This window comes from Pseudoalteromonas sp. DSM 26666, assembly GCF_900116475.1.
Taxonomy (GTDB): domain Bacteria; phylum Pseudomonadota; class Gammaproteobacteria; order Enterobacterales; family Alteromonadaceae; genus Pseudoalteromonas; species Pseudoalteromonas tetraodonis.
Map to the genome: position 1 here is coordinate 751,656 of NZ_FPAR01000001.1, position 16,379 is coordinate 768,034.

Genomic DNA, 16,379 nt, shown 5'->3' on the forward strand with positions numbered 1-16,379 from the left:
AAGCTGAAGAACCAGTGAAAACTGAAGAACCAGTAAAAGCTGAAGAACCAGTACCAGCTGAAGAAGTTGCTGTTGAAGCTGAAACAGCACCGGTTAGCGCTACTGAAACACCTGTAGAAGCGAAAGAAGCACCTGTGGTTGAAAATAAACCTAAGGCAGTTTCGCAAGCGAGTTCAGCTAATGTAAACGCTAAAACAGTGATTACAGCAGGACATGCAAGTGCGCCAATGGCACAGCCTGCGCCTGTAGCCGATAGCGAAACCAAGCATACATCGGTTGCAATGGCACATGACAAACGTGAGTTAATCCCTGACAGCGGCCTTCGCCCTGGCTCGGTAAAACCTGCCGGTCGTGCAAGCTCAGCAATGACTAAAACGCTGAGTGCTGAATAAGCACTGAGTTTAGCTCAAAGCATAAAAAAGCCGCGTTAATTGATTTTAACGCGGTTTTTTATTGTCTGGCATTTATGTAACTGGCAACGGGGTTCGGGCTGCGAGGATCGGGTAAGGAGTAAAGGTTAAAGGTTAAAGGTTAAAGGTTAAAGGTTAAAGGTTAAAGGTTAAAGGTTAAAACATTCGAAGCTTCGCTTCACACGAGATCAAGCTCTATGTCTACCAGTTATCTGCTAATACCTGTTTTATCTTCTCATTTACTCCTCATTCTCTTCTCTCAGTGCAATTAGATCTTTAAGAAAATTATTCACAAAGAGGGCTAAGAGACGCTGCGCTTTTAGAGGGTAAAGTTACAATCGAAAGTTAACGGGCTGCGGGGTTAGGGTTACGAGCCTGATCCCGAAACCCGTAGCCCGCAAATTGCCGTAAGCATGACAATAAGATTTTAGTGATTTATTTACCACAGAGGATAGGAGAAAACAGAGGAAATGATTAAATACAAATGTTATGAAATTAAAAAGTACAGGGTATTGGTTTTGTTTTGTATTCTCGGTGCAGCGCGTAGCGCCTCGGTGTACTCCGTGGTTCAAAAATGAAGATAGAGGTAAAGTTAACGGGCTGCGGGGTTAGGGTTACGAGCCTGATCCCGAAACCCGTAGCCCGCAAATTGCCGTAAGCATGACAATAAGATTTTAGTGATTTATTTACCACAGATGATAGAAGAAAAAAGAGGAAATGATTAAATACAAATGTTATGAAATTAAAAAGTACAGGGTATTGGTTTTGTTTTGTATTCTCGGTGCAGCGCGCAGCGCCTCGGTGTTCTCTGTGGTTAAAAAACCAAAGATTAGAGTCAAAAAAGTTAGCGGGCTAAGAGGTGCGGATTACGAGCCTGATCCCGAAACCCGTAGCTCGCAGCCCGCTGTGAGTTTAATCTTGCTGTTGTTCCATAAATCGCTGTAGCTGATCTTTTAAGTTTGGTGGAATGCCCTTGATCACTAACGTATCAGTGGCTTCATTATAAGTTACACGCTCGCCTAAATGCTTACGCTCAAAACTGATACTGACTCCACCGCCTAAGCCTGAAAATTTAACCATGCTGGTTACCGTTTTTTTATCAACCGGGAATGACTCTTCTAAGTCATAGCTTTGCTCTTTACAAAAACTTTCAAACGGGTTGTCGTCGCCTTTGGTAAGCGTTGCTGAAAGTTCACTCACATTAGCTTCTTCACCCGTGGTAACACAGTCGTTACAGTAATCGAATACTTGCTTACGTAACTCGTCTTTTTCAGATTTATCAAACTCTTGCTCTGATAAGTAGTCTTCTACCGCATTGAGCATCACTTGACTTTGCTGCTTAGGATCAATGCCCTCTTCACAACCTAAAAAGTCTAAGAAAAAGTCAGCGACTTTACGCCCTGCACGACCTTTAATAAATGAAATATAACGATTGTCTTCTGCCTGGGTATCCCATGCGGTTAAGTCAATACGAGCAGCCAATTGCATACGCGAAATATCTAAATGACGCGATGCGGCTAAATCAAGCTCAGAGGTCATTGAGTAATGCTCTTTAATATTGATCATGGCAATCAACATATAATCAGTCGCCACGTACTGATAGTGACAAAATACTAAATAGCCCGTTTCGTTAAAGGCGTATTTATCTAACTCTTCTTTTAATACCGTTGATGCTTGCTCGGTCATATGCCAAAAGCCAAGTTCATTATTGCGATAGCTTTGCATGGTAGAGGCAACAATACTGTTTTTTTCGCCACTAAAAGCACAAAACCCTTTGCCTGGCTTGCCATTGTAGGCATGGTGTAATTGCTCAATGAATACAGCGACTTTATCATTGATTGTCATTTCGTCGTTACGAAGGTGAATTTGAGTGTCGTCATCTTTTTTGTCTACATAGTGTACGACTAATTTTTTAACATCTATTGCCATCTTTGTTTTTCACGCCTCTGGTGTTAAAATACGGGAATATAACTCTTTTTATTGAACCAACTGATGCCAATCTTATCAAAATACTCTAATGAAGAAGTAGAACAAATCGTCGATCAGCTTATTGATGTTTTATCAAAACATAATGCGCCGGTTGATTTAAGTCTTATGTGTTTAGGAAATTCTATCACGCATATCTTAAAAGAGCATGTACCAACAGGGAAAAGACAAGCCGTTACCGAGAACTTTGCAAAAGCACTCGCGCAGTCGGTTAAGTAAACTCTATGAATTTATCGCAGCACAACCAGTTTTCATCGAAAGCGAGTCAATTATTAAGTTGGGGTCATTGGTTTACATTTGCCAATATTGGCTTAGCGCTTTTAATTAGCTTAAGCTATTTATTTGCCGATTCGCCACCGACCACTTATATGGGTATAACCTATATGATGGTTACTTGGCTAAGCCACACTAGCTTTATTGCATTTTTAGCGTTTGTGCTGACGGTTTTCCCTTTGAGTTTAGTATTCCCCTACCCACGGCATATACGTGGTATGGCAGCAGTGATTGCAACTGTCGGGGCCTCAATACTGACTTTAGACGCTTACGTTTACTTTAACTTAGGTTATCACTTAAATGCCTCTGCACTGCCTGAAATTATTTCACTGTTGTGGCATCGTGTAACAAACTCACCCGCACTTACCACCTTGCTTGCAGGCAGCATAGTGTTAGCCATATTAGCGTTTCAATTGACTGTTAGTAATTTTACTTGGCATCATTTAGGGCGTTTAAAACAGTTTAAATTTGCCCGTTATGCCGGTTCATTTTTAGTGATTTGTTTTGCGCTAAGCCACAGCATTCATATTTGGGCTGATGCAAATTTAAAATTTGATATCACTAAACAAGATAATGTACTACCACTTTCGTACCCGACTACGGCAAAAAGCTTACTCGCTAAAAACGATTTGCTGGATGTTGAAAGCTACGAGCAAGCGCACAACGTTAAAATTAATAACCAAGGTATTAATTATCAAGCACCTGTTCCATTAGAAAAATGTGAAGATTACAGCGCAGCAAAAGTTGATATATTGGTGTTTGATAATGACGAGCAGCTAGCAAAATTTGTTGCCAGCCAACAAAGTATTTATAAAAACACGCAATTTTTACAACCCACCGATCATAGTGATATGTTATTTGGGCTTGTGTATGGCTTGCCAGCATTTTACAAAACGAACATTATTGAGCAGCAAACTTTACCCGTTTGGCAAAGCCAACGCCGTAGTGTGGAAGTGGCCGGTATTGATGAGCTGAGCTTTATTAACGAGCAAGCACACAAAGACAGTGCAATAAAAATTGTTAAAGGGGCTGAAAACGCCACTGTACGTGATGACGCTACTGAATTTTTTGCTTTTAGTATCTCGCAAAATAGCAATGAAATTGTAACCACGTCAACATTGTATAGTTCCGATAAATTTATTTCTAAGGTGAACGGTTTAATTCAGCCTAGCGATATTATCGCTACGAGCCTTGGCCAATACTTAAACTGTAATGCGCTTGCGCAACAAACTATGCTGGGCGAAAACTTGTACAGTAAAAGTAATAATATTGGGGTTAATTACTCGCAAGGCGTGGTGATTGCTTACAAAAAAGATAGAATCACGCTTATTGATCGTGATGGAAATTTTAGAAATATCTCTGCCGCTGAAGGGTTTTCAATTGAACAAGGGCTTGATATTCCATTTTTAGTGCATGGTATTAAAAAGCTTAAAACATTTTCTCAATAGCACCTCATAATACGAGCGAGTCATTAAAACTGACTCGCTTAGTTTCTGTTATTACTCCTTTGCACTTGCTATCCCCCCAAGCTAGGTTATAGTTTTTATCATTAAAAATTATTAACTCGATCAGAATATACAAAGGATAATCATTATGTTCAGCGTTATTAATCTGATCATTACTGTCTGTATTTTATGTTTTAGCTCTCTTGCATTAGCTCAAACCACCTATTTCAAGTGCGTCACTCCCAAAGGCACCACTTTCTCTCAGTTTCCCTGTAGTGATAATGCTACCTCACACACAATAACCGCCACTGAGCCTAAGCAAACCGGTAAAGAAATAAACTATACCAAACAGTTAAACGAGCTGGAACGAGATACGATTATTTCCAACCTAGAAGCAGAGCTGCGCAGTAATCAGCATAAGTTAGCAATACTTTTACGAGAAAAAGACAGGGCTGATTTTAAACAACAGCAGCGTTTAAATCATATATTGAGCGCAGATGATAAAAAGCGTATTAGCAAAGATATTAGAAACACACAGAAAAAATTAGATAAGCAATATAAAAAAGATAAAGCATTGATTGAAAAGCGTATTAAAAAGTTACAAAAAAAGATTGATGCCTATCAACCTTAATCAGACTAACTTCAATAAATATCATCTTAATTAGCTTGGTTTTAAATATAAAATAACATACCCTTAACATCTATAGAGCATAAACTCTATTGTGTGTTTAGTGGTGTAATTTCCTTTGACCACCTTTTTCGGATTTAATACTAATACCAATTGCATTAAATTAGTGATCTATTATAGCGACAAAGAAATAAGTCGATAACAAGGCGAAAATTATGATACATAGTTGTTCTATATAAATAATTTTTAACGCAGCTAGCGGATTATTTAATACGCTAGAATGATCATGTTTTTAATAAAATTGGTATAACCACCGGCATTATCCTAAACACCTAAAGGCGTCTATTAAGGAGTACTGATGCAACCACGCCAAATTGCTGAATTAATTTTAACCGGTTTTAAAAAGCATTATTTGCTGTTTCAAAGAACAACAGCCAAGGCTCCCTACGCTTTTGCTAAAAGAGACTGGCAAGCTATTAATGATATAAGTCGCCTGCGTATAAGCTATTACGATGATCGGGTAAACGAAACAACAAAAACACTGCGAGAACGCCAGCAAACAGACGCGCTAAACGAGAGCTTATGGCTTGAAGTGAAAAAGCTTTACCAACACTTTTTATGTTTTCATCCGCAAGCAGAACTTGCTGAAACATTTTATAATTCAGTATTCTGCCGCCTGTACCACCGCCGCTATTTTCACAATGACTTTATTTTTGTAGAAGCCACGCTCAAAGATGCGCCTTCTGTGCCCGTTGAAGCTGAATACCGTAGTTATTTTCCTGTTGTAGATGGTTTAAAGCCCACCATTAAGCGCATTATTAATCACTTTGATTTTAAGGCCGATTTTGTCAATCTAGAACGCGATATTCGTTTATTAGTTAAAGCCTTTTATAAACAAGCACCCGATACACACCACCAACATTGGCAAATGCGTTTTGATATATTACATACCCCGTTTTATCGTAATAAAGCCGCTTACATTGTGGGGCGCGTTGTATCGCAAAGTGGCGTTCAGCCTTTTATTATTGCGGTGTTACACCATGAAGATAAAGGCCTTTATTTAGATGCCTTACTTACAAAGTCGTCACAAATGCGCGTTATTTTTGGCTTTGCGCGTGCCTATTTTATGGTAGAAACTCATGCTCCTTCAGCGTTAGTACGGTTTTTAAATCAACTTATGCCTAATAAAACCCTCGCCGAGCTTTACAACGCCATAGGCTTTCATAAACAAGGTAAAACCGAGTTTTATCGCGAGTTTTTGAATCATTTAACCCATTCTAATGATGAATTTACCATTGCTCCCGGTACACCGGGTATGGTGATGATGGTATTTACCCTACCCTCGTTTGGTTATGTATTTAAAGTTATTAAAGATAAATTTGGTGAAAGTAAGCCGTTTGGTCGCGATACGGTATTAAAACGCTATCAACTGGTTAAAAGTCATGACCGTGTTGGCCGAATGGCTGACACCATAGAGTATTCAAACGTCGTATTTCCTTTGGCACGATTTGATAGTAACTTGTTAGCACAGTTGCACAAAACCATTGGCTCATCGATGGTGATTGAAGGTGACTGGTTAATCATAAAACATTTATACATTGAACGGCGAATGACACCGCTTAATTTGTTTTTAGAAAATGCAGACGAAAAAAGTGCCGCCGATGCCATTGAAGAGTATGGCCAGGCGCTTAAAGAAATGATTGCCGTGAATATTTTCCCTGGCGATATGCTGTTAAAGAACTTTGGTGTAAGTAAGCACAAACGTATTATTTTTTATGATTACGATGAAGTGCAATATTTAACAGACATGAACTTTAGAGCACTACCCAAAGCAAAAAGTTATGATGATTATTTGATGGATGAACAAAGTTACTCGGTTGCTCCGCAAGATGTATTTCCAGAGCAATTATGTACCTTTGTAATGCCTAACCCAACATATAAACAATTTTTAACCAGTACGCACCCAGAACTACTTGATGTGAGCTTTTGGAAACAAGCACAACAAAATATAAAAAATGGAAAGGTGAGTCATATTTATCCCTATCCTACAGCACAGCGTTTTATCCATTACTGGTAAACGTTAAGGACACACAATGAATATAAGTAAAATAGATTTAAATTTACTGGTTTATCTCGATACGTTACTGCGCGAATGTAACGTTACTCGTGCCGCTAACCAGCTTAGTATTACTCAACCGGCAATGAGTAATGGACTTAAACGCCTACGTAACCTTTTTAACGATCCTATTTTAGTGCGTACCAGTGATGGTATGGTGCCGACCGAGCGCGCTATTGAGTTACAGCCTGTTATTCGCGGTATTTTGATGACGCTTGAAGAAACGCTAGCACCTAATCGCGAATTTGAAGCTAAACAAAGTAAACGCGTGTTTAGAATTATGGCCAGTGACTATGCAGCCAGTACCATGGCACCGCGTTTGTTAGGGAAATTACATGAAGAAGCCCCAGACACCACATTAGATATTTTAACGCCCAGCGATGTAACTTTTCATGATGTAGAAAACGGTAAAGTAGACATGGCAATTAACCGCTTTGAGAACTTACCGCAATCGTTTCATCATAAGCGAATTTGGAAAGATAGCTTTTGCTGTTTAGTAAGATCCGACAACCCTATTATTGAAAACTTTAGCCTAGATAGCTATTTAAAAGCCCGTCATATTTGGGTAAGTAAAACAGGCTTTGGTGTTGGGGTTGGCATGGATCCAAAAGATGTGCAAAAGCTGGGTTGGGTTGACGAAGCGCTCGCACATTTTGGGAAGCATCGAAATATTGCCACGTTTACTCGTAACTACCATGTTGCGATTCATTTAGCGAAAGAAAAAAACCTAGTGGCGACTTTACCTTCAAAAGCGGCCAATATTTATGTAGACGATCCGGGGCTTAAAATACTTGAACCACCCTTTCCAATTCCACCATTTGAACTTGATATGATATGGAGCCCTTTGTTACACAGAGATGCTAGCCATATTTGGTTACGTCAAAAAGTAGCCGAAGTAGCTGAAGAGCTTAAATAACCTTCTTACATGCTTTTATGTAAATTTTGCTTGCTAGCAGTATGTTAGCAAGCTTGCCTAGACCTCCCCATAACAATAAAACCATGAAAAACAATTAGTTAAAAAATAAAACCGCGTTGGAATGCCGCTTGCTTAGTTATCTATGTATTTTAAATTAACAGAGGTCATTATTATGAGCACCCATCAAGGACAAGAGATAAATCATATCACCGACATTATCCAAGTAATGAATAGCGGTATCGACTTTTACGAAAAAGCACAAGATAAAGTACAAGATCCTAGCGTAAGTGCATTATTTCAGCGCATGATCGACGCCCGCAAAGTAAGTGTTGAAAGCTTACAACCCTATGCAATTAATCAACAAGGTGCACGTGAAGATGGCTCTTCGTTCGCGGTAGAAGCACGCAGAGCATTTACCGCTTTGCTCAGTACATTTACTAGCGATAACGACCAAACCTACATTAAAGAGCTTGAAGAAGTAGAAGATAAAACCTTAGAAGAAATTAAAACAGCGTTAAAAAAGCCTCAATCACATGATTGTGAAGCGGCGCTGTCAAAGGTATTGCTTACCATGCAAAGCTGTCATGCTGAAATGAGTAAAATGCAAAAACATTAAGTTTAAAAACTATAAAAGGGCCTTACGGCCCTTTGGTTGTTAAATAACAATAGGAGAGTTATTAGGGTCTGTTGACCTTTTAAGGTTGAATTTGCAGCAGTCTGTTTGGTATTTAGGCAAGACAGAGCCTATGTGGTGTGGTTATTCCCCATAAATAGGCGATAACGCTGCATCAATACCAAACAGGCGCTGCCCGAAGGGTTCTGCCTAGGGGCGATTTACTCTTTGTTGCTCGGTTTTTACTTAGCCCACTAGGTTACAAACCTCGCGCCGCGATTAAACCGCTCCTAGTTTGAACAAATTTTAATCCAAAAAGGTCAACAGACCCTTATTAAAAGCGGTATTCTGCACCTACGTAGTAGTAAGCACCGTTAAAACCAAATGGCGCTGAACGACGAGAGTACTTAAATACCCCATCACTGCTGACAATGGTATTACCTTGAGCATCTACAATAGTACCTGAACGTGAATTACCTATGGTGTTTTCATCAGGGTAAACATCAAATAAGTTATTTGCGCCAATGTTTACCGATAAATTATCAGTTACAAAGTAATTAACTTTAATGTCAGTTAAAATTTCAGCACCGTAAGTCTGGCGACCGCCATCTTCAACTGTGTACTCACCAAAACGATTAAGTGATAAATTAACAGTCCAGTCGTCACGGCGATAAAGTGCACTTAAGTTAATGCGATCTTCTGGTTGCCATTCTTCGATGATAGAAATTTCTTGATCAGAAAACACATCATCGACTGGCACGGTTTCAAGACCAGAACCTGCAGGTGTAAATAACGACACCACATCGGTTTCGGTAAAGTTGGCCGCTAATGTAAAATCAAGCGTGCCGCCTAGGCCTTCTGTATTCCATGTAGCTACAAAGTCGATACCTTGCGTTTCTGTGTCAGCCCCATTTAAGAAAAACTGTCCTGCACCAGCACCCGAGCTAAGTAACGCGGCATCAAGACTGTTTGATAAACCTTTGCCTAAGCGATTACTAATTACAATACGGTCGTCAATATCGATTGAGTAGTAATCAAGCGTTACATTAATATTATCGCTTACGTTATAAACAATACCTAAACTGCGGTTTTGTGATTTCTCTTCTGTTAACTTAGGAATACCTAAACTTTGCGCCAAGGTTGAATCGTTTCTAAACGTGCCCACTTCTTCAGCCACTAAATTGCCATTAGGACCAACAACAAACTGCGTGCTGATATTGTTAAAGTACAACTGCTGCATTGAAGGGGCTCTAAATCCTGAGCTTAATGCACCACGAAGTGAAATATCTTCGGTTAGTGACCAGTTACCCGCGAGTTTAAAGTTAACTGTATCGCCAAATCCTTTGTAATTATCGTAACGTAACGCCCCTGAGATAATCACATCTTCAATAACGTAAGCTTCAGCGTCTAAATAAAACGAGATCACATCGCGCGACTCATCAACCGACGATGCTGGCGATGAACCACCAAAGCCTTGTGTGCCACCTGATGCATTTTCGCTACCAATACCACCGCTCAGTCCATCATAAATATTAACACCATTGTTGGTATCGTAATCGCGGTATGCGTATTCGCTGCCCTCTAAAATACGGTACTCATCGGTGCGTATTTCTGCGCCCATTGCTAATGAGTAATCATCAAAATTTTGAGTAAAATCAAGATTAATTGTTTGCAGTGATAACTCCATACCATACGCGTAACCTTCACGTGGAATAGTGGCGCGAATATCTGCGGCGCTTAAACCTTGGTCGTAACGTAAGAAGTTGGCATAAGAGGCATTAATCGTATCGCTAGTGGTGTAATCAATGCTGTTTTCACCATAGGTGTACGATAAGTCTAAGCTTGAATCGTTATCAAACTGCGTTTTATAACCAAAGTTATATGAAATATCGTCAATCGTAGTGTTTATTTTTGGTAAAAAGCCAGCCGGAACTGTCGCATCACCATCTTGTAATACTGGGTTACCACCGGCATTGGCATTATGACGGAAAAATGCTGCTGATTCGTTATCACGCGTTGAGTAGGTAATAAAACCGTATAGTTCACCCGCTCCTAATTCGTAGCCGGTGTTAACCGTTAAACCAAATTGTTGAGAGTCGGCATCGCCAATTCTAAATGTATCGCGTGGCGCGGTTAGTTCACGCGGGTCGCCTGCCAGTAACGTGCCGTCACTGAGCTCAGTACAACCATAAAATTGACATGAACCATGAAGCCCTGCACGGTTAGTTGGTGCGCGGTCACGGTAGTTTATAGTTGTATTTAAATAACCATTGTCACCTAAAGCAAAGCCTTTATTAAAGTCGATGTTAACAGTTTCGCCATCACCTTCTGAATACTCACCGTAGTTAATAGCGGCTTTACCACCTTCGCTGCCATCTTTGAGCACAATATTTATAACACCGGCAATTGCATCAGAACCATATTGAGCCGCAGCGCCATCACGCAGTACTTCAATACGTTTAATTGCTGAGGCTGGAATAGCGTTCATATCGGTACCCGCCGTACCACGCCCCACCGAAGTATTAATATGAATAATACTGGCTTGGTGACGACGCTTACCATTGATCAATACCAACGTTTGATCTGGCCCTAGGCCACGTAGCGTTGCTGGTCTTAATGCGTCAGTACCATCACTGATAGATGAACTTGAAAAGTTAAAAGAAGGTGCAATAGCTTGAAGCATGCGGCCAACTTCTGTTTGGCCGGTATTTTCGAGTGCTTCTGCACTTAAAATATCAACGGGGACAGGTAAGTCTTCAACTGAGCGCCCTGCCACACGACTACCTACAATAGCAATTTTTTCGATGTTTTGTTCTGCGCTTTGTTCAGCGGCATTGATTCCTTGTGAATTAACTGCAAGTAAAGCAGGTAATACAGCTGCACTAACTCCTGAAAGCTTCATCATGTTGTTATCTTTCCTATTGATTTGTTTGAGTTTAATACTCAGTAAACCATTTTGATCAACAACCGCATCGAGCTGTGTCTCAGCCAGTAATGCTTTTAGTGCATCAAGTTGAGAATAAAATCCATACAACGAATTTGCTTCGTATTGCTTGGCAAGTTCATACGAAAAAACCACAGTTTGTTCTGTTTGCTTAGCAAATTCTATTAAGGCTTTGTCTGCTCGTTGCGCTTTTATATCAAATTGCATCATTTGCCCCTCGGTTTGACTTGCATACACACTGATACTAAAAAACAGCGGTGCAACAAGGCCAAATTGAGTTAAATGGCACGTATGGTTACTGCGCAACTTATATAAACAGTTAGCAAACAAAAATCCTCTATAGTTTTTTATCATTTTTTTAATCTTTAAATTACTTTTTACACTCTTATGAGCAACATTGATTAACAATGGTGTGATTTTCATTACGATTACCTATGATTTTTTTTGATATTTTAGGCTAACAACATGCTCGCCTAAACGTTCATGTTCAATCGAAAAATTATTTTGCAAGCTCTCTAACAGCCCTGCCACATCACCCGCTTTAAAAACACCGGCCACTTTTATACGGGCTAACTCATCAGACGATAGTTCAAACCGCGTGGCGGTATAACGGCTAACTTCGTTTAAGGCATCAACCAGTTGCTCACCATTAAATATCAACATGCCATTTTGCCAAGCTAAGTCACGCTGTACATCATCAACCGATAACTGTGTGATTGGTTTGGTAACGCTTTGTTCAATAATGGCTTTTTCACCGGAAATCACAATATTGGCATTAATTTGACGAATTTCATGATTGTTATTATCAGCTTGTTGATACGCTTTAAAATCATCAGCATTAACAGCAACGCTAGGATCGGTGATCATCACTTTACCCTCAGTAACGACCAGCTCGAGATCTGACGAAGTATTGCGCTGCACATTAAATACAGTACCGAGAGCGGTAAAGCTTTTATCACCGGCCATCACGCTGAATGGGCGTGATGCATCTTTAGCAACATTAAAACGCCCCTCGCCACGACTTAGTAACAATTGCCTACGGCCTTGGCTATAAGCGACTTCCAATGAGCTATTGGTATTAAGTTGTACAATTGTGCCATCTGGTAAAACATAGGTTGCTTGCTCGCCAACTTTTGTTTTATAAATTTTTGTATAATTTACCTTGGCTAAATTTTTGTTGAAATTGCTATCTATATTTAGCAATAAATAGCTGCACATCATTAATGCAGCAACAATACTTGCTGCCATGCCAAATACATACGCAGGCTTTGTTTTGCTATTAGCCGATTGTTTATTTGGAAATAATACGCTGAGTTCGTTAAGTACACTCAGGTCATCCCAAAGCTGAGCTAATTCATACACCGCATTTTGATGAGCAGTACTTTGTAGCATCCACAGTTTAAATTGTTCTTGCTCTTCTTTTGTAAGGCCACGGTCAATAGCACTGATCCATTGCGATGCTTTTTCTAATATTAATTCTTTTGAGGTAAATTGATGGATGTTATTCATTTTGCTGCCCTCATTATGTCCGCACTTTGTTGGCAATGGTCGCTCTCATCGTGTGACTGCTCGCGCATATATAGCATGGTATTTAATAACCCTTTGGCAATGTGTTTTTCTACCGTACTTTGACTTAGCTGCATTTGCTGTGCGATCTCTTTTTGGCTCATTCCATAGACTTTTTTTAAAATAAAGCACTTTCTTACAACAGGACTTAATTGCTCAGTCGCCCGACAAAATAATAAAAAACGCTCTTTAGAGGTGTATTCGTCTTCTAATTGCATTGATTTAAGCAATTTGGGGAGTTCAGTTTCGTGATTTAAAGGGGTACTAAATTTATTATCCCATTTAGCTATATGATTAAGTGCTAGGTGTTTAGCTGTTTTTAACATGTAGCTACGGGTGTATTGAATATCTTGCTTTAATTCAGCTTCATAACTTTTAACAAAGGTTTCTTGAACAATATCATCAACATCGTCAGGCAACACAATTTTAGACACGAAGCGCCGCAGTTGCGTGGATATGTCTGAGAATGTACTGGCTAATTTAAGTCCTCGAGCCACGTGGGTAGTCCCTTGTTATTATTATTACCGTAAGATTACGAGTTTTAGGGCTAATTACAAGGAGTTTTGTTAATTATTGGTTATTTATTAGTTGCTAACATACATAGTGCAATGTAAACGTATTACCTTTTAAAACTTTTTTAATCATTATGCCTATTTGGTAAATATTGAAAGTTAGCGCAATTTTAGTTGATTTGGCTTTTTATAATGAGGGCAAACAGATATTTAGCTTAATTTTATTGGCGTGTTGTGTAGTAATTTAGTAGTCGCAACGCTACTATTAACGGATAGGAGTTACATATGAACAATCAAAAATTATCAGATTTTGAGCTTTATTTTCAAATTGATGAAAGTAATCGCGTCAATCTGTTTGCCGTGGATGATTCGGCTGTGCCAAAAAGCTTAGCTGAACTTGACGCTGATATTCCGCCTTTATTTAAACTTGCTAACGAAGTAAGCAGTTTAGAGCAAAGCGCCTTAGGCCCTTTGCGTAATTTAGGTGATATTGCCCAAGAACTAACTACTTTTTTACAAGCTCAGTCGCGCAAAATAGATTTGATCATGAGTCATATTTTAGCCTCTGAACAACCTGAAGATAACTCAATCTATTGCGACAGTTACGGCGGTGGCGGCATTAAGTTTACCAGTGAACATTTGTATACATTAGGGCAAAAGTTTCGTACTAAACTTTTTTTACAACACGAGGCCTCTGCGGTGTATTGTTATAGCGAAGTGGTTGCCATTGAAAAACAAGATAATGAGCACTACCAATATACCCTGTTATTTGTATCAATAAGAGACAGCGACCAAGAGCTGGTTGTAAGAGCCAGCTTACATGCGCAAACTCGCCAGCTTAAAAAGCGCCAGCAACTTGAAAAAGCCAAAGAGAGTACAAACGATAAAAGCTAGCGTTTATTTACTTCTCAAATCGCTTTAAAATTGTGAGCCAAACGCTCATTTAGAAGTGACTTAGCAGTAATTGAACTGCTAAACTAGCCCCATCTTTATTTGTATTAAAAATCCATGAACTTTAGACTTTTACCTGAATGGGCCGAGCAAGACGCTGTTATGCTTACATGGCCGCATAAAGACACAGATTGGGCTGATAATTTAGCCCGTGTAGAACCTGTATATATTGAGCTTGCTAAGCATATAACAACGCAGCAAAAGCTTGTTATTGTGGCGCATAATAGCGCCTTAAAAATGCATATTACAGCATTGCTAAATAGCGCTAACATCTCTTTGAATCGTGTTCATTTTGTAGTAACCCCTACCAATGATACGTGGGCTCGCGATCATGGCCCGCTTACTTGTAGCGCTATTGACTCACCCGAGCAACTAAAAGTATATGATTTTACTTTCAATGGTTGGGGCAATAAATTTGAAAGCGCATTAGATAATCAAATTAATCGTACTTTGGTAAAAGAGTTAAGTAGCAAAAAAAACCACTATCAAGCGCTCGATATGGTACTTGAAGGTGGCGGTATTGAAATAAACGAGCATGGTGTGTTGCTAACAACCAGCGAATGTTTGCTTAATAAAAACCGTAATCCAAATTTAAACCCAAGTGACATAGAAGCGCTTTTAAAAGCGCACTTGGGCGCAACAGATTTTTTATGGGTTGATCATGGCTATTTAGCAGGTGACGACACCGACAGCCACATTGATACCTTAGTGCGTTTTGCACCAAATAATACACTTGTGTATGTGCAATGTGACGATGAAAGCGATGAGCACTTCAGCGCGCTTAATGCCATGCAAAAGCAACTACAAAGCTTTAAAACTGCCGATCGCACCCCATATAAGCTAATTGAGTTGCCATGGCCAAAAGCCGTGTACGATGATGAAAACACGCGTTTACCCGCCACCTATGCAAATTACTTAATTATTAACAATGCGGTATTAGTGCCTACTTATAACGATGTAAACGACCAACGCGCGTTAGCACAGGTTCAAAAAGCATACCCAGATCACACAATTATTGGGGTAAATTGTTTACCTATTATTGAGCAATTTGGCAGTCTTCACTGCATTACAATGCAATTACCTCGTGGATTTTTAGCTGGAGCAGCACAATGACAAGCCCTGCAAATTTATCAGTTGCCTTAGTGCAACAAAGCAACAGTGACAACGCTGAACACAATATTGAAAAATCAATTGCTGGCATTCGCGATGCAGCCAGTCAAGGTGCACAACTTGTTGTGCTACAAGAGTTACACCGTAGTTTATACTTTTGCCAAACCGAAGATGTCGACGTCTTTGATTTAGCCGAAACAATACCTGGGCCGAGTAGTAATACGTTAGGTGAACTTGCTAAAGAGCTTGGTATCGTGATTGTCGCGTCTTTATTTGAAAAGCGCGCTACAGGCCTTTATCACAATACCGCAGTGGTGCTCGAAAAAGACGGCAGTATTGCCGGTAAATACCGTAAAATGCATATACCGGATGACCCTGGCTTTTATGAAAAGTTTTACTTTACTCCAGGCGACTTAGGCTTTGAGCCTATTCAAACCTCAGTGGGCAAACTTGGCGTACTGGTGTGTTGGGATCAGTGGTTTCCTGAAGCGGCGCGTTTAATGGCGATGGCAGGTGCCGAGCTTTTAATTTATCCAACGGCCATAGGCTGGGATCCACGCGATGATAAAGACGAGCAAACCCGTCAAAAAGATGCTTGGGTTATTAGCCAACGAGCCCATGCGGTAGCCAATGGCGTTCCGGTGATTAGCTGTAATCGTGTTGGTCTTGAGCGCGACCCGAGTGGACAAAGTGACGGCATTCAATTTTGGGGTAACTCGTTTATTGCAGGTCCCCAAGGCGAAATATTGGCAGAGGCCGATAATCAAAGTGAACAAATATTAATGGTTGAACTTGATCAAAAACGCAGCGAGAACGTAAGACGTATCTGGCCGTATTTACGCGACCGCAGAATTGATCATTATCAAGATTTAACAAAAATCTATCGCGACTAAATAATAGTATGGCTCT

Annotated in this window: 13 protein-coding genes and 1 pseudogene; 10 read left to right on the top strand and 4 right to left on the bottom strand. The window is 39.9% G+C overall.

The annotated features are described in order from the left end of the window. Positions 1 to 392 (top strand): annotated as a pseudogene (locus tag BM380_RS03390) (ribonuclease E); the annotation flags it as partial. A 930-nt stretch (positions 393 to 1,322) separates the two neighbouring features. Here the strand turns inward: BM380_RS03390 and yejK are convergent. Beyond that, the gene (yejK, locus tag BM380_RS03395) at positions 1,323 to 2,339 is read right to left on the bottom strand and encodes a nucleoid-associated protein YejK (protein ID WP_090492923.1); all 1,017 of its coding nucleotides are present in this window, start codon (positions 2,337 to 2,339) and stop codon (positions 1,323 to 1,325) included. 63 nt (positions 2,340 to 2,402) lie between these two features. Here yejK and BM380_RS03400 point away from each other — a divergent pair, with 63 nt between their 5' ends. The 6 genes from BM380_RS03400 to BM380_RS03425 all read left to right on the top strand — a co-directional run bounded on the left by BM380_RS03400 (position 2,403) and on the right by BM380_RS03425 (position 8,390). After that, positions 2,403 to 2,615 carry a YejL family protein gene (locus tag BM380_RS03400; RefSeq protein WP_008109847.1) on the top strand — a complete coding sequence of 71 codons (213 nt, stop codon included), beginning with the start codon at positions 2,403 to 2,405 and terminating at the stop codon, positions 2,613 to 2,615. A 5-nt stretch (positions 2,616 to 2,620) separates the two neighbouring features. Next, positions 2,621 to 4,117: a DUF3413 domain-containing protein gene (locus BM380_RS03405; protein WP_090492925.1), complete on the top strand. Its 1,497-nt coding sequence runs from the start codon at positions 2,621 to 2,623 to the stop codon at positions 4,115 to 4,117. A gap of 145 nt (positions 4,118 to 4,262) precedes the next feature. Further along, complete coding sequence (locus BM380_RS03410; RefSeq protein WP_013464686.1) at positions 4,263 to 4,745, top strand: DUF4124 domain-containing protein; 483 nt, start codon at positions 4,263 to 4,265, stop codon at positions 4,743 to 4,745. 355 nt (positions 4,746 to 5,100) lie between these two features. Beyond that, positions 5,101 to 6,819: a bifunctional isocitrate dehydrogenase kinase/phosphatase gene (aceK, locus tag BM380_RS03415; RefSeq protein ID WP_013464685.1), complete on the top strand. Its 1,719-nt coding sequence runs from the start codon at positions 5,101 to 5,103 to the stop codon at positions 6,817 to 6,819. Positions 6,820 to 6,835: 16 nt separating this feature from the next. Next, complete coding sequence (locus BM380_RS03420; RefSeq protein WP_028835763.1) at positions 6,836 to 7,774, top strand: LysR family transcriptional regulator; 939 nt, start codon at positions 6,836 to 6,838, stop codon at positions 7,772 to 7,774. Positions 7,775 to 7,946: 172 nt separating this feature from the next. Beyond that, complete coding sequence (locus tag BM380_RS03425; RefSeq protein ID WP_024601388.1) at positions 7,947 to 8,390, top strand: ferritin-like domain-containing protein; 444 nt, start codon at positions 7,947 to 7,949, stop codon at positions 8,388 to 8,390. Positions 8,391 to 8,721: 331 nt separating this feature from the next. On the opposite strand, the gene BM380_RS03430 is transcribed toward BM380_RS03425, so the two are convergent. The 3 genes from BM380_RS03430 to BM380_RS03440 are packed head-to-tail and all read right to left on the bottom strand — an operon-like array spanning position 8,722 to position 13,394. After that, complete coding sequence (locus BM380_RS03430; protein WP_090492928.1) at positions 8,722 to 11,754, bottom strand: TonB-dependent receptor plug domain-containing protein; 3,033 nt, start codon at positions 11,752 to 11,754, stop codon at positions 8,722 to 8,724. Between the two features lie 9 nt (positions 11,755 to 11,763). Continuing rightward, positions 11,764 to 12,840, bottom strand: coding sequence for a FecR family protein (locus BM380_RS03435; RefSeq protein ID WP_013464681.1), 1,077 nt, complete (start codon positions 12,838 to 12,840; stop codon positions 11,764 to 11,766). After that, positions 12,837 to 13,394, bottom strand: coding sequence for an RNA polymerase sigma factor (locus tag BM380_RS03440; RefSeq protein ID WP_013464680.1), 558 nt, complete (start codon positions 13,392 to 13,394; stop codon positions 12,837 to 12,839). The genes BM380_RS03435 and BM380_RS03440 overlap by 4 nt, the downstream gene beginning before the upstream one ends. A gap of 300 nt (positions 13,395 to 13,694) precedes the next feature. Here BM380_RS03440 and BM380_RS03445 point away from each other — a divergent pair, with 300 nt between their 5' ends. The 3 genes from BM380_RS03445 to BM380_RS03455 all read left to right on the top strand — a co-directional run bounded on the left by BM380_RS03445 (position 13,695) and on the right by BM380_RS03455 (position 16,363). Continuing rightward, positions 13,695 to 14,303 (top strand): PilZ domain-containing protein, encoded by a 609-nt coding sequence (locus BM380_RS03445; RefSeq protein WP_090492931.1) that lies wholly within the window; start codon positions 13,695 to 13,697, stop codon positions 14,301 to 14,303. Between the two features lie 114 nt (positions 14,304 to 14,417). After that, positions 14,418 to 15,473, top strand: coding sequence for an agmatine deiminase family protein (locus BM380_RS03450; RefSeq protein ID WP_090492934.1), 1,056 nt, complete (start codon positions 14,418 to 14,420; stop codon positions 15,471 to 15,473). Further along, complete coding sequence (locus BM380_RS03455; RefSeq protein WP_013464677.1) at positions 15,470 to 16,363, top strand: carbon-nitrogen hydrolase; 894 nt, start codon at positions 15,470 to 15,472, stop codon at positions 16,361 to 16,363. Before BM380_RS03450 ends, BM380_RS03455 begins: the two co-directional genes overlap by 4 nt. Positions 16,364 to 16,379: the final 16 nt, after the last annotated feature.

Excerpts from the sequence above, each read along its gene's own strand:
- yejK (WP_090492923.1), bottom strand. The coding sequence starts at position 2,339 with ATGGCAATAGATGTTAAAAAATTAGTCGTACACTATGTAGACAAAAAA.
- BM380_RS03400 (WP_008109847.1), top strand. The coding sequence starts at position 2,403 with ATGCCAATCTTATCAAAATACTCTAATGAAGAAGTAGAACAAATCGTC.
- BM380_RS03405 (WP_090492925.1), top strand. The coding sequence starts at position 2,621 with ATGAATTTATCGCAGCACAACCAGTTTTCATCGAAAGCGAGTCAATTA.
- BM380_RS03410 (WP_013464686.1), top strand. The coding sequence starts at position 4,263 with ATGTTCAGCGTTATTAATCTGATCATTACTGTCTGTATTTTATGTTTT.
- aceK (WP_013464685.1), top strand. The coding sequence starts at position 5,101 with ATGCAACCACGCCAAATTGCTGAATTAATTTTAACCGGTTTTAAAAAG.
- BM380_RS03420 (WP_028835763.1), top strand. The coding sequence starts at position 6,836 with ATGAATATAAGTAAAATAGATTTAAATTTACTGGTTTATCTCGATACG.
- BM380_RS03425 (WP_024601388.1), top strand. The coding sequence starts at position 7,947 with ATGAGCACCCATCAAGGACAAGAGATAAATCATATCACCGACATTATC.
- BM380_RS03430 (WP_090492928.1), bottom strand. The coding sequence starts at position 11,754 with ATGAAAATCACACCATTGTTAATCAATGTTGCTCATAAGAGTGTAAAA.
- BM380_RS03435 (WP_013464681.1), bottom strand. The coding sequence starts at position 12,840 with ATGAATAACATCCATCAATTTACCTCAAAAGAATTAATATTAGAAAAA.
- BM380_RS03445 (WP_090492931.1), top strand. The coding sequence starts at position 13,695 with ATGAACAATCAAAAATTATCAGATTTTGAGCTTTATTTTCAAATTGAT.
- BM380_RS03450 (WP_090492934.1), top strand. The coding sequence starts at position 14,418 with ATGAACTTTAGACTTTTACCTGAATGGGCCGAGCAAGACGCTGTTATG.
- BM380_RS03455 (WP_013464677.1), top strand. The coding sequence starts at position 15,470 with ATGACAAGCCCTGCAAATTTATCAGTTGCCTTAGTGCAACAAAGCAAC.